General features: G+C 34.4%; 19 protein-coding genes. 8 read left to right on the forward strand and 11 right to left on the reverse strand.

Annotation, left to right across the window (positions count from 1 at the left end; all coding sequences use genetic code 11):
- Nucleotides 1–8: 8 nt before the first annotated feature.
- Entirely contained in the window at nucleotides 9–1,802 is a 1,794-nt protein-coding gene (gene uvrC, locus ACQY44_RS14345) for an excinuclease ABC subunit UvrC (RefSeq protein WP_428231009.1), read from the reverse strand.
- A gap of 137 nt (nucleotides 1,803–1,939) precedes the next feature.
- On the opposite strand from uvrC, the gene ACQY44_RS14350 reads away from it, so the two are divergent.
- Together ACQY44_RS14350 and ACQY44_RS14355 are read left to right on the forward strand one after the other, a co-directional pair.
- Nucleotides 1,940–2,920, forward strand: coding sequence for a succinylglutamate desuccinylase/aspartoacylase family protein (locus ACQY44_RS14350; protein ID WP_428231010.1), 981 nt, complete (start codon nucleotides 1,940–1,942; stop codon nucleotides 2,918–2,920).
- The gene (locus tag ACQY44_RS14355; protein WP_428231011.1) at nucleotides 2,907–3,476 is read left to right on the forward strand and encodes a 5-formyltetrahydrofolate cyclo-ligase; all 570 of its coding nucleotides are present in this window, start codon (nucleotides 2,907–2,909) and stop codon (nucleotides 3,474–3,476) included. The genes ACQY44_RS14350 and ACQY44_RS14355 overlap by 14 nt, the downstream gene beginning before the upstream one ends.
- Before the next feature lie 213 nt (nucleotides 3,477–3,689).
- On the opposite strand, the gene ACQY44_RS14360 is transcribed toward ACQY44_RS14355, so the two are convergent.
- The 8 genes from ACQY44_RS14360 to ACQY44_RS14395 form a co-directional block, all read right to left on the reverse strand.
- Nucleotides 3,690–4,436, reverse strand: a complete 747-nt coding sequence (locus tag ACQY44_RS14360; RefSeq protein ID WP_428231012.1) for a tetratricopeptide repeat protein — start codon at nucleotides 4,434–4,436, stop codon at nucleotides 3,690–3,692.
- 54 nt (nucleotides 4,437–4,490) lie between these two features.
- Nucleotides 4,491–6,239, reverse strand: coding sequence for a BatD family protein (locus ACQY44_RS14365; protein ID WP_428231013.1), 1,749 nt, complete (start codon nucleotides 6,237–6,239; stop codon nucleotides 4,491–4,493).
- A 101-nt stretch (nucleotides 6,240–6,340) separates the two neighbouring features.
- Nucleotides 6,341–7,117, reverse strand: coding sequence for a tetratricopeptide repeat protein (locus tag ACQY44_RS14370; RefSeq protein WP_428231014.1), 777 nt, complete (start codon nucleotides 7,115–7,117; stop codon nucleotides 6,341–6,343).
- A gap of 100 nt (nucleotides 7,118–7,217) precedes the next feature.
- On the reverse strand, nucleotides 7,218–8,252 hold the full coding sequence (locus tag ACQY44_RS14375) for a vWA domain-containing protein (protein WP_428231015.1): 1,035 nt from the start codon (nucleotides 8,250–8,252) through the stop codon (nucleotides 7,218–7,220).
- Nucleotides 8,253–8,426: 174 nt separating this feature from the next.
- The gene (locus tag ACQY44_RS14380; RefSeq protein ID WP_428231016.1) at nucleotides 8,427–9,428 is read right to left on the reverse strand and encodes a vWA domain-containing protein; all 1,002 of its coding nucleotides are present in this window, start codon (nucleotides 9,426–9,428) and stop codon (nucleotides 8,427–8,429) included.
- Nucleotides 9,428–11,059 carry a hypothetical protein gene (locus tag ACQY44_RS14385; protein ID WP_428231017.1) on the reverse strand — a complete coding sequence of 544 codons (1,632 nt, stop codon included), beginning with the start codon at nucleotides 11,057–11,059 and terminating at the stop codon, nucleotides 9,428–9,430. Before ACQY44_RS14385 ends, ACQY44_RS14380 begins: the two co-directional genes overlap by 1 nt.
- A 166-nt stretch (nucleotides 11,060–11,225) precedes the next feature.
- Entirely contained in the window at nucleotides 11,226–12,089 is an 864-nt protein-coding gene (locus ACQY44_RS14390; protein WP_428231018.1) for a DUF58 domain-containing protein, read from the reverse strand.
- Nucleotides 12,090–12,169: 80 nt separating this feature from the next.
- On the reverse strand, nucleotides 12,170–13,174 hold the full coding sequence (locus ACQY44_RS14395) for an AAA family ATPase (RefSeq protein ID WP_072964260.1): 1,005 nt from the start codon (nucleotides 13,172–13,174) through the stop codon (nucleotides 12,170–12,172).
- Nucleotides 13,175–13,397: 223 nt separating this feature from the next.
- Here ACQY44_RS14395 and ACQY44_RS14400 point away from each other — a divergent pair, with 223 nt between their 5' ends.
- From ACQY44_RS14400 to ACQY44_RS14415, 4 genes are all read left to right on the forward strand, one after another.
- The gene (locus tag ACQY44_RS14400; RefSeq protein WP_428231019.1) at nucleotides 13,398–14,270 is read left to right on the forward strand and encodes an aldo/keto reductase; all 873 of its coding nucleotides are present in this window, start codon (nucleotides 13,398–13,400) and stop codon (nucleotides 14,268–14,270) included.
- 16 nt (nucleotides 14,271–14,286) lie between these two features.
- On the forward strand, nucleotides 14,287–14,778 hold the full coding sequence (locus ACQY44_RS14405) for a GNAT family N-acetyltransferase (RefSeq protein WP_428231020.1): 492 nt from the start codon (nucleotides 14,287–14,289) through the stop codon (nucleotides 14,776–14,778).
- A gap of 113 nt (nucleotides 14,779–14,891) precedes the next feature.
- Nucleotides 14,892–15,644: an SDR family NAD(P)-dependent oxidoreductase gene (locus ACQY44_RS14410; RefSeq protein WP_428231021.1), complete on the forward strand. Its 753-nt coding sequence runs from the start codon at nucleotides 14,892–14,894 to the stop codon at nucleotides 15,642–15,644.
- Between the two features lie 125 nt (nucleotides 15,645–15,769).
- Complete coding sequence (locus ACQY44_RS14415; protein WP_428231022.1) at nucleotides 15,770–16,921, forward strand: ATP-binding protein; 1,152 nt, start codon at nucleotides 15,770–15,772, stop codon at nucleotides 16,919–16,921.
- Nucleotides 16,922–17,101: 180 nt separating this feature from the next.
- On the opposite strand, the gene ACQY44_RS14420 is transcribed toward ACQY44_RS14415, so the two are convergent.
- Nucleotides 17,102–17,845 carry a PdaC/SigV domain-containing protein gene (locus ACQY44_RS14420; protein ID WP_428231023.1) on the reverse strand — a complete coding sequence of 248 codons (744 nt, stop codon included), beginning with the start codon at nucleotides 17,843–17,845 and terminating at the stop codon, nucleotides 17,102–17,104.
- A gap of 105 nt (nucleotides 17,846–17,950) precedes the next feature.
- Between ACQY44_RS14420 and ACQY44_RS14425 the strand changes: the two genes are divergently transcribed.
- Nucleotides 17,951–19,093 (forward strand): cystathionine gamma-synthase, encoded by a 1,143-nt coding sequence (locus tag ACQY44_RS14425; RefSeq protein WP_428231024.1) that lies wholly within the window; start codon nucleotides 17,951–17,953, stop codon nucleotides 19,091–19,093.
- A gap of 82 nt (nucleotides 19,094–19,175) precedes the next feature.
- Here ACQY44_RS14425 and ACQY44_RS14430 read toward each other — a convergent pair whose 3' ends face one another.
- On the reverse strand, nucleotides 19,176–19,970 hold the full coding sequence (locus tag ACQY44_RS14430; RefSeq protein WP_428231025.1) for a THC0290_0291 family protein: 795 nt from the start codon (nucleotides 19,968–19,970) through the stop codon (nucleotides 19,176–19,178).
- A 327-nt stretch (nucleotides 19,971–20,297) separates the two neighbouring features.
- On the opposite strand from ACQY44_RS14430, the gene gdhA reads away from it, so the two are divergent.
- Nucleotides 20,298–21,641, forward strand: coding sequence for an NADP-specific glutamate dehydrogenase (gene gdhA, locus ACQY44_RS14435; RefSeq protein ID WP_428231026.1), 1,344 nt, complete (start codon nucleotides 20,298–20,300; stop codon nucleotides 21,639–21,641).
- Nucleotides 21,642–21,715 lie beyond the last annotated feature (74 nt).

Genomic DNA, 21,715 nt, shown 5'->3' on the forward strand with positions numbered 1-21,715 from the left:
AAAAATAACTAGTTGGTTCTGTAAAAGTCGACAATTTTTTTGGCTTTTGATACTCCAATGACATCAGATATTTCTTTTTCGGTTGCTAATTTTAATCTTTTAACACTTTTGAAATGTTGTATTAACGTTAGCATGGTTTTTTCGCCTATACCCGGAATACTTTCTACAGAGGAATTAAGCGCTGCTTTGCTACGTTTGTCGCGATGAAAGGTGATTCCGAATCGATGTGCTTCGTTTCGCAATTGCTGGATTACTTTCAGGGTTTCGGATTTTTTATCCAGGTATAACGGAATGGAATCTCCGGGATAAAATAATTCTTCAAGACGTTTTGCAATTCCGATAATGGCAATTTTCCCTCTTAATTCTAATGCATCTATACTTTTTAGTGCAGCCGACAATTGCCCTTTTCCACCATCAATAATAATGAGTTGTGGCAAAGGTTCGTTCTCGTCTAATAATCTCTTGTAACGGCGATAGACAATTTCGGTCATCGATGCGAAATCGTCAGGACCTTCAACGGTTTTTACATTAAAATGGCGATAATCTCTTTTGCTGGCTTTTCCGTCTTTAAAAACGACGCAGGCGGCAACGGGATTGGTTCCCTGAATGTTCGAGTTATCAAAACATTCTATATGTCGTGGTTCAACAGGTAAACGCAAATCTTTTTGCATTTGTGCCATGATACGATTCGTATGACGATCCGGATCTACAATTTGCAATTGTTTGAGTTGTTCGATTCTGTAAAATTTGGCGTTTCGAATGGATAAATCTAAAATCTGTTTTTTATCACCAAGTTGCGGAACGGTTGTTTTGATGTTTTCCCCTAAATCAATTTCAAACGGAACAATAACTTCTTTTGACAATAACTGAAAACGTTCGCGAAGTTCGATGATTGCCAGTTCTAATAATTCTTCGTCAGTTTCGTCCAGTTTTTTCTTCATCTCTAAAGTATGGGAACGAATGATTGATCCGTGCGAAATTTGAAGAAAGTTAACATAAGCTGCACTTTCATCAGAGACAATCGAAAAGACATCGATATTGGTGATTTTAGGGTTTACAATCGTTGATCGTGATTGGTAATTCTCGAGAACTTCTATTTTTTCTTTGATTTTCTGTGCTTCTTCAAAACGTAAATCCTGTGCATATTGATTCATCAATCGCTTGAAGTCTTTCATGCTTTCTTTAAAGTTCCCTTTCAGTATTTCGCGGATCGCATCAACTTGTCTCTGGTATTCTTCCAGCGGTTCAAGACCTTCGCAAGGACCTTTACAATTACCAATATGATATTCTAAACAAACTTTGAATTTGCCGGAATCGATATTTGATTTGCTTAAATCATAATTACAGGTTCGCAAAGGATACAATTCTTTGATTAAATCCAGAATAGTATGTACAGTTTTGAAACTGGTATAAGGGCCAAAATATTCAGAGCCGTCTTTGACCATTCTTCTGGTCGAAAATATTCTCGAAAAAGGTTCTCTTTTAATACAGATCCACGGGTAACTTTTGTCATCGCGAAGCAATACATTATAACGGGGCTGCAGGGTTTTGATTAAATTGTTTTCTAACAAAAGCGCATCGGTTTCAGTAGGAACGACAATGTGTTTTATAGTCACAATTTTTTTTACCAAAACATTAGTTTTGGCAGTATCATGAATTTTATTGAAATAGGAAGAAACCCTTTTTTTTAAATTTTTGGCTTTTCCAACATATAAGATCTTTCCCTCTTTATCATAATATTGATATACACCGGGATTGTCCGGCAGGGTTTGAATTTGAAGATCTAAGGACGGTTTTTGCATTCTTTTTTATTTCTGAAGTACCTGAAAAGCCTTTTTTTTAAATCATTTTGATTCCCTGAAAAAAGCTTAACACTGATTTAGTTTCAAATTTACGAAATCAAAAGAATAATTTCTATATTTAGATTTTATAATTCTACATGAAAAATAGTACACCCTTGGTTATTTTTGGCGAATCGATTTTGCCGGGAGAAAACAAAACGATAAACGTTGAAATTGCGAGGTTACACACGACTACAAAGCTTAATATTCCGGTTATTGTGCGTCGGTCAAAGATTGAAGGTCCGGTAGTTTTATTCTCTGCGGGAATTCATGGAGACGAAATTAATGGGGTCGAAGTCGTTCGTCAGATCATCAGCAAAAAGATCAATCGTCCTGCAAAAGGCACTATTATTTGTATTCCGATCATTAATATGTATGGTTTTGTCAATAAATCACGTGAGTTTCCGGATGGAAGAGATTTAAACCGCGTTTTTCCGGGAAGTAAAAAAGGTTCTCTGGCCAGCCGTTTTGCCTATCATATTGTGGCAGAAGTTTTGCCGATTATAGATTATGCCGTCGATTTTCATGCCGGAGGAGCAAGCCGGTTTAATGCACCGCAAATTAGAATTACCGAAAATAATCCCGAATTGAAAGTTTTAGCAGATGTTTTTAATGCTCCGTTTACTTTGTATTCTAAAAACATTAATGGTTCGTTCAGGAATACTTGTGAGAAAGCCAATATCAAAATGTTGCTTTTTGAAGGTGGAAAATCATTAGACATTAATAATGTGATTGCTAATGAAGGCGTGATGGGAGTAAAACGTTTGCTGCATTATCTGAATATGCTGGATCCGAAACAAGTGGTTGAAAAAGCTCATGATCCATCAATTTATATCAAAAATTCGGTTTGGCTGCGAGCTAAATGTTCCGGTTTGTTACACGATTATAATTTGATTGGCAAATTTGTAACCAAAGGAACTATTTTGGCAATTATTACCGATCCGTTTGGTAAATTTGAACAAAAAGTAAAAGCGCCGCATGACGGATTTGTCATTAACGCCAATCATTCTCCGATAGTTTACGAAGGCGATGCGATTTATCATATGTCTAAAAATAGCCCTGAAAATGCCGACGAATAAAAAAGAATTACGAATACACTATAAAAATCTTCGAAAAGAACTTTCTCTTGATGATCTTGAAGAAAAGAGTTTGGCTATAGCCAATAATCTAATTCAATTGCCCATTTGGGATAAAGCCTATTATCATGTTTTTCTGCCTATTGAAGAACAAAAAGAGGTGAATACTGAATATGTTTTGCATTTGCTTTCCGGAAAAGATAAAGAAATCGTGGTTTCGAAAAGTAATTTTGAATCCCGAGGAATGACACATTTTTTATTGACTGATAATACCAAAATTAAAAAAAACGAATACAATATTCCGGAACCTGTAAATGGTTTACCCGTTCCCTCAGCAACTATTGAGGTCGTTTTTGTACCACTTTTGACCTTTGATCTTTTCGGAAATCGGGTAGGGTATGGAAAAGGGTTCTACGATAAATTTCTATCAGAATGCAAGCCGGAAACCATCAAAATTGGACTTTCTTTTTTTGAAGCCGAAGATAAAATTGAGGATGTTTTTGAATCTGATGTGAAGTTGGATTTTTGCGTGACGCCTGAGAAAGTTTATGAGTTTTGATTTTTTTTACTATATCATTGATATAAGAAAATATAAAGCAGGATGTTTTTTACCGCAAAGGACGCAAAGAAATTAGGCATGGTTTGCGCTGATTTTAAGTTCGCAAAATTTCTAATAGCAACGAAGTGGCATTACTTATATTTTCTAATTTTACCACAAAGTAAACACTAGCCTTTAAATAAACTTACATCACTTATATGGTGAAAAGAAATTTTATTTTACTTCCTTAATAGTCGAACCATCAATCCAGCCTTCGGTTCCGTCTGTTAGTTCAATTCTCTTCCATTGACCTACGGTTTCCATAACGTAGACTTTTGCGCCTTCGTGTAATAACAAAAGAGCAGTACCTGCTTTTTGTGGTTCGCTGCGAACTTCGCTTAATTCAGCAAAAACAATTGCCGGACGATCATTATTGAAATGATTTTTTTCTGACATTCCTGCAAAAACACTCAGTAATAAAGCGACTAAGAGAACAAACATCCCAACAAAGTATATTCTTTTTGAAAGTGTAAGTTGCGAGAAATAGTAGCCAATAAAACTCAACAAAAAGGCAAATGCAATCCCAATAGAGATTTTTGCCCAGATGTTATAATCAAAAATCCCGGTAAAATTCTGAATCAGTTTTGCAAAACCTACTTTTGGGATTTCTTTGATTTCGTCGATAGTCAGTTTTTTGGCAAATTTCAGGTTGTTTAAAGTCTCAGGATCGTGAGGTTTAAGAACCAAAGCCTTTTCATAATTATAAATCGAAGGTGCTACTTGGTTGAGTTTGTAGTACGAGTTGCCTAAGTTAAAATATAACTCTGCCGAATGTTGTTTGTCTTTTTTGATAATACTTTCATAAACATCGACAGCTTGCTGATATTGTCCTTTATGGTACAACGCATTTGCTTTTTCAAAGCTGCTTTGAGCAAAGAAAACCTGTGTGATTAATAAAAAAAGATATACTATATTTTTCATTTTATTTTTGTTAAACCGGATGGGTTTTTAAAATTCGTCCGGTTTGATTTTAAACTAAACAATTTGCTTTTCTAATTCCGAAATAATCAGGACAGCCTTATCAAAATCCTGCTGAATCGAAGCGCTTGATGCCGGAGCATAACGGGCAAATTCGCAATTTTCTGTCAAATTAATGAAATCCTGAACGGATTCCGGGTTTGCATTTCTGGACAATAATAATTCACGAATATTGTCTTTGCTCATTTCTGAAGTTTCGATATGCAATTTAGCTTTTAAGAAATTGTGCATCGCTTTTTCTAAAGCAATATAAAACAGCTCTTTATTTTTAAGTTGTTTTTTTGCTTCAGATAAATATTTCTTCGCTAATTTGTTGTTCATTCTAATTCGGTTTCCAGTTACGTCACCATCAATTGCTTCTTTACGTTTCTTAGCCAAAACAATAATTGGCAAGATGACGAAAGGCGCGAATAATAATAGATAATACAAATTCGAACCGTAAAAATCGTTTTTAGCTATTGAAACTAAGGTTGTTTTTGATTTTATAGACTTGAATTGATCTGTGGTGGTAATAACGTTTTTAGATGCCGTTGGGTTTGCTTCTGCCAGCGTTGGTCCTTCTAATACATCTACCATAATCTCTGGTGAGGTGATCGTTTTATAAGAACCTGTATTCAGGTCAAAATAAGAAAACTGCATTGGTTTTATCGCATACTTTCCTTTGTATTGTGGCACAATAGAATACTTATCAGTAATTTTTCCTGACATTCCGGAAAGTGATGTTGTAACTTGTTCGTCATGAACAGGATCGTACATTTCTAAAGCATTTGGTACAACCGGTTTTGGTAACGTGAACAATTTCATGTTTCCATTTCCTGAAGCACTCACAATCAAATCAAGGCTTTCTCCACTTTTAAGTGTCGTTTTAGAAGGTGTAACGGTAAAATTAAATTTACCTACAGCACCACCAAAACCTTCTGGTTTACTTGCTTCCGGAAGTGGTTTTACGTTAATAGTTTTTGCACCGGCAGATACAACCCTGTTGTCATCTGTTAAGATCATCTGGCCATACATATCGCGACGATTTGAAGGCAATTGTACACCAATGTCCAGTGAAAGAGGTTCAATAGTAAGTCTTCCTGATTTTTGAGGATATAAAATAGTCTTTTTCAGGATAACGAAATAACATCTTTGTCCCTGAAAAGTTCCTTCTTCAGTAGACAATTGTTTGATATCAATATTCTGGTTCCAGAAATCATTATACTTGGGTTTGGCCAATTCTTTAAAACCGGTAACATTAATGTTGTTAAAGTATAATTTATAAACCGCTGTAATGGGCTCATTTAAATACGGATTTGTTTTTGAAATTTCCGCGACAAGACTCAGCGTTTCATTTGGTACACCTTGTGGTCTGCTGTTATCATAAGGATCTCTTTCCTGTGCAACAGCATTGGTTACTACGATTTTTATAGGTTGTGTTTTATAAATCTGGCCGTTATATTCTATAGCAGCTTGTTTGATATAAACGGTACCTTTTTGATTGGGTTGTAAAATATAAGAATAGGCTTTTTGAAAAGAACTTCTGCCGTTTACCCAGGATTGACTCACTTGCTGACTAGGTCCGCCAACAATTCTAAATCCGTCAAATGAAGGTTGGTCAAAGTTATCGCCATCAACATTCATGATGAAGTCAATACGTAACCTTTCGTTTACTCCAAGCGTGTTCTTGCTTACTTTGGCTTCAAATTGAACTTGAGCCATTAGCCCTTGAAAAGTGAATAGTAATAAAATTAAATATCTTTTCATTAATTATTTTTCAGTGTTTTTTACGTTAACTGTGTAATCGTTAATTTGTATAATCGCTTTTACAATTAAACAAATTAACGATTACGCAAATAAACCAAATTTTACCAGTCTTTCTCTGTTTTTCTAGGATTTCCTTTTACTTTTTGAGCATTTACTTTGTCCTGGATTTTCTTTTCCTCATTGTTTACGGCATCTAATAAATTCTGAACCCGATCTTTAGAAATTCCGCCAGGCTGTGGTTTAGGTTCTCCTTTATTGTCAGACTTATCATCTTTCTTCGGATCATTTTTACCATCTTTTTTATCCTTGTCTTTATCGCCTTTGTCGTCTTTCTTGTCTTTGTCCTTATCCTTGTCTTTATTTTTGTCCTTGTCCTTATCTTTATCTTTGTTTTTATCCTTGTCTTTGTCTTTATCCTTATTCTTGTCTTTATTTTTATCGTTTTTAGGAGGATTTTCTTTTAGCTTTTGTTTTGCCAAGGCATAATTGTAACGCGTTTCATCATCAGTTGGATCATTGCGTAAGGCTTCTTTATAAGCTTCAACGGCTTGCGTATAATTTTTCTCTTTCATCAAAACATTTCCTAAATTGTGGAAAGCTTTATGTTTTTCAGGCCTGGTTTTAGCATTCTTTATTGCTTTCGCATAGGCGAACTTTGCTTCAGAAACCTGATTTTGTTTGTAAATCGTATTTCCTAAATTATAAGGAGCAGTAGCACGTTTTGGAAATTTTGATTCTGAAATTCTGTAATTGGCTTCAGCATCAACAAATTTATTCTGCTTATATTCTTCATTGGCATCAGGCAATGTTTTGTCTTTCTCCTGAGCTGAAACTGCCAAAGAGAACGTTAGTAAAATATAAAGAAGTAAATTTTTCATTCTGGTTTTTTATGTTTTTTATTTGTCACGAATGTTGTTGAATTTAACAAAACAGAGTCATTAAAAAGATCTTTTTTGTGTGAATTCGTGGCTAACTTTATTATTTCTTTTCGTTAAATAAATTCAACTCTTTTATCCAATTTGTTTTTCTCTCTAAAAGGAAAATATCAACAAACAATAATAAGAAGGCAAAGCCAATGAACCACTGAAATTGCGATTGAAAATCGGCCATTTGTGTCGCTTCAAATTCTGTTTTCTGAATATTGTTTAAAGCATTTTTAATATATTCTAAAACTTCCTTGGTACTTCCGCCATACACATAACCCCCTTTTGTTGCTTTTGCAATGGTTTTTAATCCTTCCTGATTTAGTTTTGTAATAACAGTTTGTCCGTTTTGATCTTTTTGGTAACTTTTTACTACGCCATTTTCTTTCAAAGGAATTGTACCTCCTTTTTCGGTTCCAACCCCAATCGTAATGATTTTCATTCCCATTTTGTTGGCTTCTTCGGCTGCTGCAGATGCTCCTTCAGAATGGTCTTCTCCGTCAGAAATCAAAATCAGTAACTTGCTGGTTTTGCTTTTTTCATCAAAATAAGTTGATGATAACCGGATTGCTTCGTCAAGTGATGTTCCTTGTGAGGATACCATGTCCGGAGTCATACTTTGCAAAAACATTTTGGCAACGCTATAATCAGATGTAATAGGTAAAACAGGGAAAGCACTTCCGGCATACGCTACAATTCCGATTCTGTCGCTTCCTAGATTGTTGATGATTTGTGAAACCAATTGTTTGCTTTTTTCTAAACGACTTGGCGCAACATCTTCTGCAAGCATACTTTTCGAAACGTCAACGGCAAAAACAATGTCAATTCCTTCACGCTTTACAGTTTCCATTTTTGTCCCAATCTTTGGATTTACTAATCCAATAATCAAGCAGGCAAGTGCCAAAAGGATTACGCTCAATTTTAAGACAGGTTTAAAAACAGATCGCTCAGGACTCAGCCTTTTTACCATTTCGAGATCACCAAATTCGCGTTGTTTTTTTCTTTTCCAATACATATTGAAAAGAAAAACGCACACCACAATTGGGAGCAATAATAAAAGATATAAATATTTTTTTTCGTCTAATTCCATAAATTTTTTAAATTCCAATATTGAAATTCCAAATTCCAAACCTTGTGGTTATTTAAATTCCAATCTTTCAAATTCTAATTTTCTGCCTTTGTTCTAAATTCAGTTTCCAAATTTTTAGATTCCAAATTCCAACTTGGAATTTAAGAGATTTGGAATTATTTAATTTTGAAAAAATTAAATAAAGCTTCTGTAAACGGTATTTCTTAAACCAACTTCTAACAATAATAAAAAGGCCGCCAATAAAACAAAACTTCTGTATTTTTCGTCATAATCATAGAACTTTAATTCCTGGATTTCAGTAGTTTCTAATTTATTAATTGCATTGTATATTTCGGCTAACCTATCATTACTGGTGGCTCTGAAATAAGTTCCATCGGTTTTACGGGCTATGCTTTTCATTAATTGCTCGTCAATTTCCACTTTTTGCATTTTATATAAAAACCCTCCATTTGGGGCATAAGCGTATGGGGATTCGGCCATTCCGTTCGTACCAATTCCTATGGTATATACTTTGATTCCGTATTGTTTTGCGATATCTGATGCTGTTTCCGGTTCAATAAAACCAGCGTTATTCACACCATCTGTCATCAAAATAATAACCCTGCTTTTTGCTTTGCTGTCTTTAAGACGGTTTACTGCTGTTGCCAATCCCATCCCAATTCCGGTTCCGTCTTGCAAAACCGTATCGTATTTGATTCCTTTGATTGCTTCAAGAATAATTGCTTTGTCACTTGTAACTGGGGTTTTAGTATACGCTTCAGAAGCGTATAAAACTAATCCAACTCTGTCATTAGGTCTTTCTCCAACAAAATCTGATGCTACTTTCTTCAAGGCTTCCATACGGTTCGGCTTTAAATCTTTTGCCAGCATACTTCCTGAAACGTCAATTGCCAAAACAATATCAATTCCTTTTGTGGTTTTAGTCTGACTGCTTATGTCAACAGTTCTGGGTCTTGCCAATGCAATAATTAAAGAGCTTAGGCCTAAAACCCTGAAAACGTATAAAGAAGGTTTTAATTTCGTTAACAACGATTCGCTGTTTTTGAAACCCTGAGTCGAACTCATTTTTAAAGTGGCCGATTGCTGGTTGCGTTTCCAGAAAAACCAAGCGATTGCAATTGGAATTAATAGAAACAACCAAAAAAATTCTGGATTTAAAAAAGTTATCTTATTCATTAGTTGCTCGCTTTTCTAAGTTCAACAGAATTTAAAATTCTAGTCGTAATATCATTGGCATAAGTATCGCCTTCTTCGTGTATAATCAAAATTTGCTGTAATCCCTGATCTTGTTTAAACAATAAAATTTCATAGTACGCTTTTGTACTTGTTTTGTCAACCGGGTTTAAAATGGTCATTGTTCCGTATCCTTTAACTCCCTGAATCCCTTGATTGGTTTGGAAATCTTCTTGCTTTACAATAATATTTTGCCCGCCCTGCGATTCAATAACTTTAAGGGAACCTTCTAATGCTTTTGCTAAATCAATATCGGTAGGGTTTTTAAACTTACTGGTAGAAACGGTTACAAAGAAATTATCAACCATACTTCCGTAAGCGAATAGTTGCATTTCTTTGATTAAAGCCATAGTTTCTTTAGGAAGGACTTTTTGAGAGTCCATTCGTTTTAGAACTTTTGGAGTTTCAATTAAAATACCTGGATTTCCGTACTCACTTTTTACCCATTCACCTTCTAATAATTCTTTTGATGCATTACCAAAAACATTGTCTCTTACGACTTTAAAACCTTTTGTAGCAATAAAAAATCCTGTTGTAGCAATTATTAAAAATAAAACAGTTCCTGCTGCAATTGCAATGCGTTTGTTGCGTTTTTTTAATAATTGAAGTTTAATCTGTTTCTGTTTTTGTGCTTCATTCAATAATTGATCTTCTTCTTCAGCAGGAACTTCCGTCGGGATCGCATTATCAAGCGTTAAAATTACTTTCTGGATTTTATTTCGATCTTCAGTAATTTCAAATTCTAAAGGTTTAGATTTTGCGAATTTTACTAAATCGGCCTGACGTAAAACGCGTTCTAAATTCTCAACCGTTTCAGGTGTCAAAGTCATTTTCTTTTTAGTAGAAGCTAATCGTATTGCCTGAATCAATTCAGAAGTGGTGCTTTCCATTGCCGGAATATGTATGGCTTCTTCAATATAGTTACGGGCAATATCAGTCAGTTCACTATAGTATTCTTTGATTTCGCCTTTTTGAACCAGTTCTTTTTGTTCAAGATTGTTCAATAAACTGGTGGCTTTTTCGATAGGAGTCTTATAAACTTCTTCTTCAATTTTTTTCTTTTGGTATTTTTTAATATACCAATATACAAAAGCACCAATGGCAAGAATTACAACTAAAATTAAAAGATAAACCCACCAGTTATTATTGCTTTCAGCATTGGAGATATCTTTAATGTCATACATTTTTTGCTGTAAAGTGTCCACTTTTACACTCGCAACTTCGACACGGATAGAATCGGTTAAAAATGGTTTTTTGTCAATAAGGATTTTAATACTCGGAATGGTATATTTTCCGGAATCAAATTGCGTTAAGCCATATTTTTTGATCAACTCATAAGTGTCATTTTTTTTAACCGTATCAATTGGATACGATTGAATTACTTCTAAAGGACCAATGGTTTTTAGTTTCGGAAAAACAACTTTCGATTTAGAGCTGACAACCGTTTTAAGGGTTAGCTTAAATTCGGCTCCAATTTTATTTTTTGTAGTATCAATGCTCGTCTCGACTTGTTTTTGCTGGGCAAAAATAGCTGAGGAAAGTAAAAATAAAAAGATGTAAAACTTTAATTTCATTTGATTTTTTTAATTTCAGATTTTATTCTAAAATGAATGCTTAATTATGGCACGCGGATAACGCAGATGGCACAGATTTAAACGGTTTTTTTTATTTGTATAATGCAATTAAGAATTTTATAAAATCTATACCGATGGCTATCAGGACTGCACTCTAAAATTATATTTATCTCGATTTGAAATACCCCAGTAATTTAGTTACGTAATTCTCATCAACTCTTGTGTTTACAACTCCTGCTCCTGATTTACTAAAGATTTCCTTGAAATAATTGACTCTTTCATGATAGTGTTTTTCGTAATTCATTCGAACTGTTTTTGAACCCGTATCTACCAATTGAATTTTTCCTGTTTCAGCATCAAGCATCGTAACCATTCCTAAATTTGGGATTTTTTCCTCACGGATATCATAAACCCTAACACCTGTGATATCGTGTTTTTTAGAAGCAATTTTTAAAGTTTGTTCATAATTTTCAGACATGAAATCAGAAATTACAAAAACAATCGCTTTCTTTTTCTGAGTCCCTGATAAAAATTTTAAAGCAGCTCCGACATCTGTTTTCTGACTTTTTGGTTCGAATTCGATCAATTCGCGAATGATTCTCAAAACGTGCGAACGTCCTTTTTTTGGCGGAATATACAATTCTACATGATCAGAAAATAATATTAAACCAATTTTATCATTATTTTGTGTAGCCGAGAAAGCCATCGTTGCCGCAATTTCAGTAACGATGTCTTTTTTAAATTGACTTTTTGAACCAAAACCTTCTGAACCCGAAATATCTACCATTAACATCATGGTCAATTCGCGTTCTTCTTCAAAAACTTTTACGTGGGCTTCATTATAGCGTGCAGTTACATTCCAGTCGATATTACGAATGTCATCGCCGTATTGGTATTGACGTACTTCACTAAAAGTCATCCCTCGTCCTTTAAATGAAGAGTGGTATTCTCCCGAAAAGATATGATTACTCAGTCTTTTGGTTTTGATTTCTATTTTTCGTACTTTTTTTAAAAGCTCTTTTGTATCCATTTTATTTGTTTAAAGTTTAAAAGTTTCAAGTTTCAGGTTTGCTTTACGACCACCTGAAACCTGAAACGTTAAACAAATTTTTAAGGTACTTCAATCTCGTTTACGATTTTGTTGATAATGTCTACAGAAGTAATGTTTTCGGCTTCAGCCTCATACGTTATTCCAACTCTGTGACGTAAAACATCATGTACAACAGCACGAACATCTTCCGGAATTACATATCCACGACGTTTGATAAAAGCGTAACATTTTGCCGCAACGGCTAAATTGATACTTCCACGTGGTGATGCTCCAAAACTAATAAGAGGTTTTAAGTCGGCAAGTTTGTACTTCTCTGGGTAACGAGTAGCAAATATGATGTCTAAGATATATTTTTCGATTTTTTCGTCCATGTATACTTCACGAACTGCTTCTTGTGCGCGTAAAATTTGTTCAACAGAAACTACGGCATTTACTTTTTCGTAAGATCCTTTTAAATTTTGACGAATTACAAAACGCTCTTCGTCAATTTTTGGATAGTCAATTACGGTTTTAAGCATAAAACGATCGACTTGCGCTTCAGGAAGCTGGTAGGTTCCTTCTTGCTCAACAGGGTTTTGAGTGGCAAGTACTAAAAACGGACGATCAAGCTTAAATGTAGTGTCGCCAATTGTTACTTGTTTTTCCTGCATCGCTTCCAAAAGTGCTGACTGAACTTTGGCCGGAGCACGGTTAATCTCATCGGCAAGGACGAAATTAGCGAAGATTGGCCCTTTTTTTATTGAGAATTCGTTTGCTTTGATGTTGTAAATCATTGTACCAACAACATCGGCAGGTAATAAGTCAGGAGTAAACTGGATACGGCTGAATGAACCTTGTACTGCTTGCGACAAGGTATTTATCGCTAACGTTTTGGCTAATCCGGGAACACCTTCAAGCAAAATATGCCCTTGTCCAAGAAGTCCTATTAGTAAACGCTCGACCATATGTTTCTGGCCCACAATAACTTTGTTCATTTCCATTGTAAGAAGGTCTATAAAAGCACTTTCTCTTTCAATTTTTTCATTTATCGCTCTAATGTCTAAAGTCGTTGTATTTTCTTCCATATAAATATTTTTAAAACCTTTTTAAAACGTTGATTTTTATGCCTTACTTTTGAGAGTGCAAATTGAATATTTTTTGAGAAGTAAGATGTTAAAGAATGGTTAAAACTTCGACCAAAGACCTAATTTTAAGGACTAATTGTGAATCTATTTTTATATTTTTAAGAACTTTGATGATTATGCTTCAGAAAAGCATATTTATTACCAAAAATAACGCAATAAAACCATGAGTAAAACAGCATTATCGCCCATAATTTCGGGCACTATGAATTGGGGAGTTTGGGATAAAAACCTTACAACTAAGGAAATGGAAAACCTGATACAACTTTGTATCGAAAACAAAATTACTACTTTTGATCACGCAGACATTTACGGATCTTATACCACAGAAGCTGATTTTGGAAAAGCATTTCAGGCCAGCAAAATTTCAAGAGAAAAATTACAACTAATTACGAAATGCGGAATTCAGATGATCGCTGAAAACCGTAACAACAAAATCAAACATTACGATTATTCTAAAGAATATATAATCTGGTCTGTTGAAGAATCACTAAAAAAATTAAAAACAGATTTTGTTGATGTTTTTTTATTGCACAGACCAAGTCCGTTAATGCAAGCTGATGAAATTGCTGAAGCGGTAGAGAAATTGAAGGCAGAAGGAAAAATTATAGATTTCGGGCTTTCAAATTTTACCAGTTCTCAAACCGAACTGATTCGTCAGAAAACAGAAGTGAGTTACAATCAGGTACAATTTTCAGCTACACATTATGAGCCAATGACAGATGGAAGTTTAGATTATATGCAAACACACGGCATCCGACCATTGTCATGGAATCCGCTTGGAACTGTTTTTAGGGAAGATACCAAACAAACACGTCGTTTGAAAAAATTACTGGCAGATTTGGTTCAGAAATATGGTTTTGGTTCTGATACGCTTTTGCTTGCCTGGATCTTAAAACATCCTTCCGGAGTAGCTCCAATTGCCGGAACCGTAAATATTGCCAGAATTCAATCGCTCATGAAAGCTGTTGAATTAGAAATGGATAAAGAAGACTGGTTCGCAATCTGGACAGAGAGTATGGGAGATGATGTGCCTTAAATAGTACATTTTAGAAATGATACGATTAGAAAAATTCGATAAAAGGGATTATCCTCAATTAATTAATAGTATTAAAGATGCCCGTGAATTAATGCAATTTGCAGGACCGGAATTCACTTTTCCTTTAACCGCAGAACAAATAGAGAAATCGCTTTCTGATAAAAACAGAATTGCTTTTACTGTTGTAGCAGTTTATGATGATTCAATTATCGGGCATTGTGAAATTTGTTTTAAAGACAATTTTGCCAATCTGGGAAGGATTCTGATTTTGGATCAGGAAAGCAGAGGAAAAGGACTTGGAAAACAAATAGTGACTTTGCTTTTGGAATTTATTCTTGAACATAGTGCGCAAAGAAATGTAGAGCTAAATGTTTTTGATTTTAATATAAGTGCCATCAAATGCTATGAAAAGATTGGTTTTACTATTAATCCTGATAAGAAGTTTGTCCGGGAAATGGACAATGAAATCTGGACAGCTCTCAATATGAGATTGAATTTAGATAATTGAGTCATTAAAGATTAAATTTTTTTTTGCCACAGATTAAAAAGATTCTCACAGATTATAAAATCATTTTAATCCATTCGATCTGTGGCAAAAAGCTTTTAAAAAACAAATAAAGAATGAAAAAAACAGTTTTAATTACTGGAGCAACAAGCGGAATTGGTAAAGCAACCGCACAAATAATGGCTAAAAATAACTATAAAGTTATCCTTTGCGGAAGACGTATCGACCGATTGACAGCACTTGAAAAAGAACTTTCGGCTTTTACAGAAGTACATTCTTTGTCCTTTGATGTCCGAGATAAAAATGCCGCTTTTGATAGTATTAATAATTTGCCAACGGAGTTCTCTGTAATCGATGTTCTAATCAATAATGCCGGAAATGCACATGGTTTAGATCCGATTCAGAATGGAGATGTTGAGGATTGGGATGCTATGATTGACATTAATGTAAAAGGTCTTTTATATGTTTCGAAAGCAATAATGCCGCAAATGATCGAAAGAAAATCGGGACATATTATCAACATCGGATCTACAGCTGCAAAAGAAGTCTATCCAAACGGAAATGTGTACTGCGCTTCAAAACATGCCGTTGATGCGATTACACAAGGAATGCGAATTGATTTGAATCCTTACGGAATCAGAGTAGGAGGAATTCATCCCGGAATGGTAGCAACAGAATTTAGTGAAGTGCGTTTTAAAGGTGATGTCGAAAGAGCTTCAAATGTTTACAAAGGTTTCGATCCCTTGCAGGCAGAAGATATTGCAGATATCATTCATTTTGTAGTATCAAGACCTTATCATGTAAATATTGCTGATTTGGTGGTCATGAGTACTGCACAAGCTTCATCGACGATAGTCAAAAGGCACTAACTTAGATTTTTAGACTTCTTAGATTTGAAGTTTATGTAATCTAATTAATCTAAAAAGTTAAATATTCAAAAGTTCGATAGTCGAAGAAGTCTAAAATTCTAACAATCTAAGAAGTCTAAAAAAAAATGATCAATAAGCGCCTTTTAATAAAAAATCTACTTGCTCATAATGACGAGAGCAGTTTTTATGATAAAAAAAGGCAGTTGAATTTGCATTCCCGTGAAGGAAAGGGAAAATTCCTAAAACATATTTGCGCTTTATCCAATTCAAACCCTACCAATAATTCATATATCGTGGTGGGAGTAGAAGATCATGACAATGAAATTGTGGGTGATGACTTTTTTGATGATAGCCGAATTCAGAATCTTGTCAATGCTTTTCTGGAAAATCCGCCCAAAATCCAGTACGAGAATGTACCATTCCCGAATCTTCCAAAAGACAAAGTGGTGGGATTGGTTACTATTAAACCCAAAAGTAAAGTATCCTATTTCAAAAAAGGAATTCATACCACTCCGGCCAATAGTGTTTTTATTAGGCGTGGCAGTAATTCGGTTCCGGTTGAAGGCGAAATCGAAAAAAATTACCAGAATACGGAAACTGTAATCGGGATCGAAAATAGTTCCCGAAATAGTATTCAGTATACTCTGGATGGCGTAATTGATTTTATGAATTTCAGGCACAAAGACATGGCGCCTAAATACCATGTTTTTAAAGAATTATTTGTGATTTGCTGGGCTGGAGTTCCTAATAAATCCCGGGATAAAACCTTTTTGTCCCGTGTGGATATTGAGTTGATCAATGAACAAATCAAACTTTTTTATTCGGCTCAGGATGTGGTTACGATTGTTTTTGATGACGATAGTTTTACGATAACCGAATATGTTCCTTTAGGATTAAATGATAAAACAAGTTTTTATCCTTTAGAAAAACAAACGATTCATTTTTTTGATAATGGTTATTATAAGATTGATCGAGAAATGCTTTTTCAGCCTCCGGAATTCAACAGAAAAATGTTGTATCATATTTATAATGCCAATACGGCATTGCTTCAAAAATTGCAAAAAGGTATTGCTTTATCAGAACGTGAATTAAAAGATCTCGAGAATCTTCCTTCGACTTTTATGATTTGTTATCTGAATGGTTTTGATGATGCCAAACAAAAACTAATTGATGCTAAATTGCTTTTGAAACCTTTTGGGAATATTTATTTATCGTTTAAAGAAGCATTGCGGATTCTTAGAAAAATGAAATATGATTTTCAGGAAGGAGCTAAGTAAGGTTCAGAGGTTCAAAGTAACAAAGGTTTTGTATGGCTACATTGTAGAGACGCACAGCAGTGCATCTAACACAAGGAATCTCAGTTTTTTTGAATTGCCTCCAGCTTTAGCTGTAGATAATTATTTCGAATTAAGATAAATGGCTTTAGCCACATTATCGACTTAAATAGTATTTGCACACTATCGATATTTCAGATACTTACTGATTTTATCGTAGGAAAATAAAAGCTCTTTTGGACCATCTGCATACGAAGCGGCTTCATAAGAGTTGTAATATAAAAGCAAGCCTTCATTAGTATAAAAAATGTTCTGAGGCAACTGAAATTTATCATTTTCAAACATTAAACCCGTTGCGTTGATATTTGATTTTTCGGGAATTTTATATTTCGCTCTGAATTCTTTTTCCGCAAAAGCCTTAAATTCATTTTCGTTTTTGAAAATTTCATCGGTAAAAATTGTTTTTCCGGTTTTAGGATGAAATAGTAAAGAGCGTAAACCCTGATAACCATGAGCGCCGCCGGTAAAAGTATAATGATCAACTTTTATGTTTATAATCTGATCGGATTCAAATTCAACAGTTCCATTTATTTTTCCTTCCCAACCAAAAGTTTCAGAGGGGAATTTTTTGTGCATTTCTTCATAAGAAGCAATAAAAGACGCTGTCAGGCTTTCATAATCATTTGCCTTTGAAGGATCTTCTTCAAAATAAACAATCTCTTTTATAACTGAAAAAACTTTTTTGTTGATGCTGTCAGCTACGATAGGGATGTTTTTTGCAATTGGAACGGAAATGGTAATTTTTGGACAATCTTTTGTGCAAGGAATAGCAGACTCTTTTTCAAATGTCTCATTGTCAAATGAAAGCTCTTTGTTGCAACTGGTGAATCCTAAAAACAAAAAGACTAAAAAAATAGCGTGTTTCATGTCAAAAAGTGTTAATTATATACAAAGGTAAGAAGTTGTGTCAGGATTAAAATAAATTAAACGGTAAATTTGTACCACGTTTAAGCATTTAAAATTTGTAACAATATGAAATTCAATACTAAAGTAATACATGGTGGCCAGCATCATGATCCAAGTACAGGAGCTGTTATGCCTCCGGTGTATCAAACATCCACTTTTATACAAACAAGTCCGGGAAAACCTTTGGCGGATTATGAGTATAGCAGAGCGTCGAACCCAACTCGTACGGCTTTAGAAAATGCTTTGGCAAGTATTGAAAATGGTACTCGTGGCTTGGCATTTTCATCTGGCTTGGCAGCAACGGATTGCGTTTTGAGATCTTTTAAAGCGGGAGATGAAATTATAGCAATGGATGATTTATACGGAGGAACTTACAGAATGTTCTCCCGTATTTATAAAGATTCAGGGATTAAATTTCATTTTATTGATATGACTGATATCGGGAAATTGAAATCATTAATCAATGAAAATACAAAACTGATTTGGGTTGAAACACCAACAAATCCGTTAATGAAATTGGCTGACATTGCCGAAGTAGCAAAAATTACGAAAGCCAATAATATTTTATTTGCTGTAGACAATACTTTTGCAACACCATATTTGCAAAAACCTCTTGACTTAGGAGCTGATATTGTAATGCACTCTGCTACAAAATATTTAGGAGGACATTCTGATGTTATTGCAGGAGCTTTGATTGTAAAGGATGAAGCTTTAGGAGAACAATTGCATTTTCAGCAATTTGCAACTGGCGCAACACTTGGGCCAATGGATAGTTTTTTGGTTTTAAGAGGAATCAAAACACTTTCGTTAAGAGTGCAGAGACATTGCGAAAACGGAGAAAAAGTAGTGGAATATTTAAGCAATCACCCTAAGATAAATACAGTTTATTATCCGGGCTTAAAAAGTCATCCGTTTCATGAAATAGCTAAAAAGCAAATGAAAGCTTTTGGCGGAATGGTTTCGTTTACTTTTAAATCAGGTAAAAAAGAAGATTCTATTGCATTTTTAGAGAAACTAAAAGTTTTTACTTTGGCAGAATCTTTAGGTGGAGTGGAATCATTAGCGAATCATCCGGCTTTAATGACACACGCTTCTATTCCGGCAGATAAAAGAGCAGAAGTTGGTATTACTGACGATTTAGTCCGATTGAGTGTTGGTATCGAAGATGCCGAAGATTTAATCGCAGATATTGAACAAGCTTTAGCATAACGAGTAAATCTCAAATAAAAAAAATCCCAAATTCCAATCGTAATGATTTTGGAATTTGGGATTTTTTATATTTGAGATTTCTTTAAAATTCCAGGTAATAAATATATCCTGCATTAAACCAAATTTGCGAATCGTTTGATTTGTTTTCTTTATAAAGATCTTTATTAGGATTTAGACCATCAACCCAGTCAGAATTATATCCCTGATAACGGACTTCGAACATCAAATCGCTCATGGTGGTGAGTTTGTAATGTACTCCGGCACCTAATGTTGCCGATAAAACAATACCGTTTTCGTTAGAAAAACCAAATTGTCGACCGTCTGAGGGCGTTAGATATTTAGGATATGTAGTTAGTGGAAGTCCTAATTGTCCTAATCTAGAACTAGTCCTGGCAGAATAATAACTAACCTGAAAACCTAAACTTAGATACGGACTGAAGCTACCAATTGTGTTTTCGAAATCATGAATCTTCATAAACGGAGAAAATTCTAATTGAGCTCCAAGATTTACTAACGTAGAAGTGCCGTGCATTGCTCTAAGGTGTTGTACGAGATTTTTTTCTTTTTCTCTTTCTACCCATTGGCCAAAATGTTCTAGTTTGGTTGTGTTGAAGGAGAGTTCAGATCTCACTTTAAAATGCTCTGTAAAAAAACTTTCCCGATTATTATTGGCAGAAAAATTTATGAAGTGGACAATTCCTATTCCAAATCCGGTGTTCCCAACATTCGTGTCAAAATTATTTCTTTGACCGTAATCAGATTGAAAACTTACAGGACCGAATATTATTCCTACTTCTTGTGCGAGATCAGATTGTGCATTGGCTATTGTAGTGGTTCCAAAGAAGGCAAATAGCGTGATTATTATAGGTTTGAGCATGTTTTTGGGCTTTCAAATCTTGGCAAATATATAAAAAACCTTGTCTAATCAAAATATATAAATACTTGTATTAAAAATTTAGTAACAAAACACTTAAATAACTAACTTTAAGTGCGATGATTTCGTGCAAATTCAACAGTGTAAAATCGTATTTTTCGTATTGGTTAGAAATTACACAATTTTACTTCAAAAACGAAAAATAATAACAAACCATGATTGTTTTGCATTATCTTTGCGCGTCATTACGAAAACGTTTTCTTAAAACGTGTTTTGTAATATTTATTGACTTGAAATTTATCAACTATTTATTGAATAATTTATTTAAAAATGGAACAAAAAATAAATGAATTTATGGCTCTTGTTGAGTCTAAAAATCCAAACGAACCAGAATTTCTTCAGGCGGTTAGAGAATTTGCAGAAACAGTAATTCCGTTTATCGCAGAGCGAAAAAAATACGATGGAAAAAATTTACTTCTAAGAATTGCCGAACCGGAAAGATCTATAATTTTTAGAGTTCCATGGGTTGACGACAAAGGAGAAATAATCGTGAACAGAGGATTTAGAATTCAGATGAACTCTGCAATTGGACCGTATAAAGGTGGGATCAGATTTCATCATACAGTGAATTTATCTGTTTTGAAATTCCTTGCTTTCGAACAAGTTTTTAAAAACAGTCTGACAACATTACCAATGGGTGGTGGAAAAGGTGGTTCTGATTTTGATCCCGAAGGAAAATCTGATGGTGAAATTATGCGTTTCTGCCAGTCATTTATGACTGAATTGTGTCGTCATATTGGTCCGGATCTTGATGTTCCTGCAGGAGATATTGGTGTTGGAGCCAGAGAAATTGGTTATTTATTTGGTCAATATAAAAGAATCAGAAATGAATTTACCGGAGTTTTAACCGGAAAAGGACTTGCTTATGGTGGTTCCTTAATCAGACCAGAAGCTACAGGTTATGGTGTTGTTTATTTTACGGATCAAATGCTTCGTACTATCGGCCATGAAATAAAAGGTAAAACAGTTGCTATTTCAGGATTTGGTAATGTAGCTTGGGGTGTTGCTCTAAAGATAAATGAGTTAGGTGGTAAAGTAGTTACAATTTCAGGACCTGACGGTTATATTTATGATGAAGAAGGGATCTCTGGTGAGAAAATTGAGCATATGGTTGAAATGAGAGCAACCGGAGATAACAGAGCTGAACTTTATACAAAGAAATATCCAAATGCTGTTTTTCATAAAGGGAAAAGCCCTTGGGAAGTAAAAGTGGATATTGCTATTCCATGTGCTACTCAAAATGAGTTAAACGGAGAAGATGCTCAAAAACTAATTGATAATGGTGTTTTATGTGTTACTGAAGCTGCGAATATGCCTTCAACATTAGATGCTATAAAATTATTTTTAGATAATAAAGTACTTTTTGCTCCCGGAAAAGCTGCAAATGCGGGAGGAGTTGCTGCATCTGGATTAGAAATGACACAAAACTCTATTCGTCTAAACTGGACAAGTGAAGAAGTTGATTTGAGATTAAAAGACATTATGGTTGGAATTCATAACCAATGTAAAAAATATGGTGCTGGAGAAGATGGTTATGTAAACTACGTAAAAGGAGCTAACATTGCCGGATTTGTTAAAGTAGCTGATGCTATGCTTGCACAAGGTGTAGTATAAGTTTTAATATACAATTTTTAAAATGTCTTCATTTTTATCTTTTTAAAAGATAAATTGAAGGCATTTTTTTATTT

Origin of the sequence: Flavobacterium sp. (assembly GCF_965277525.1) — a bacterium.
GTDB lineage: Bacteria > Bacteroidota > Bacteroidia > Flavobacteriales > Flavobacteriaceae > Flavobacterium.

Coding starts and splice junctions, on each gene's coding strand:
- ACQY44_RS14425 (WP_428231024.1), top strand. CDS start 17,951: ATGAAATTCAATACTAAAGTAATACATGGTGGCCAGCATCATGATCCA.
- ACQY44_RS14375 (WP_428231015.1), bottom strand. CDS start 8,252: ATGGAATTAGACGAAAAAAAATATTTATATCTTTTATTATTGCTCCCA.
- ACQY44_RS14395 (WP_072964260.1), bottom strand. CDS start 13,174: ATGGAAGAAAATACAACGACTTTAGACATTAGAGCGATAAATGAAAAA.
- ACQY44_RS14365 (WP_428231013.1), bottom strand. CDS start 6,239: ATGAAAAGATATTTAATTTTATTACTATTCACTTTTCAAGGGCTAATG.
- ACQY44_RS14410 (WP_428231021.1), top strand. CDS start 14,892: ATGAAAAAAACAGTTTTAATTACTGGAGCAACAAGCGGAATTGGTAAA.
- ACQY44_RS14385 (WP_428231017.1), bottom strand. CDS start 11,059: ATGAAATTAAAGTTTTACATCTTTTTATTTTTACTTTCCTCAGCTATT.
- ACQY44_RS14415 (WP_428231022.1), top strand. CDS start 15,770: ATGATCAATAAGCGCCTTTTAATAAAAAATCTACTTGCTCATAATGAC.
- ACQY44_RS14430 (WP_428231025.1), bottom strand. CDS start 19,970: ATGCTCAAACCTATAATAATCACGCTATTTGCCTTCTTTGGAACCACT.
- ACQY44_RS14400 (WP_428231019.1), top strand. CDS start 13,398: ATGAGTAAAACAGCATTATCGCCCATAATTTCGGGCACTATGAATTGG.
- gdhA (WP_428231026.1), top strand. CDS start 20,298: ATGGAACAAAAAATAAATGAATTTATGGCTCTTGTTGAGTCTAAAAAT.
- ACQY44_RS14350 (WP_428231010.1), top strand. CDS start 1,940: ATGAAAAATAGTACACCCTTGGTTATTTTTGGCGAATCGATTTTGCCG.
- ACQY44_RS14390 (WP_428231018.1), bottom strand. CDS start 12,089: ATGGATACAAAAGAGCTTTTAAAAAAAGTACGAAAAATAGAAATCAAA.
- uvrC (WP_428231009.1), bottom strand. CDS start 1,802: ATGCAAAAACCGTCCTTAGATCTTCAAATTCAAACCCTGCCGGACAAT.
- ACQY44_RS14380 (WP_428231016.1), bottom strand. CDS start 9,428: ATGAATAAGATAACTTTTTTAAATCCAGAATTTTTTTGGTTGTTTCTA.
- ACQY44_RS14405 (WP_428231020.1), top strand. CDS start 14,287: ATGATACGATTAGAAAAATTCGATAAAAGGGATTATCCTCAATTAATT.
- ACQY44_RS14420 (WP_428231023.1), bottom strand. CDS start 17,845: ATGAAACACGCTATTTTTTTAGTCTTTTTGTTTTTAGGATTCACCAGT.
- ACQY44_RS14360 (WP_428231012.1), bottom strand. CDS start 4,436: ATGAAAAATATAGTATATCTTTTTTTATTAATCACACAGGTTTTCTTT.
- ACQY44_RS14370 (WP_428231014.1), bottom strand. CDS start 7,117: ATGAAAAATTTACTTCTTTATATTTTACTAACGTTCTCTTTGGCAGTT.
- ACQY44_RS14355 (WP_428231011.1), top strand. CDS start 2,907: ATGCCGACGAATAAAAAAGAATTACGAATACACTATAAAAATCTTCGA.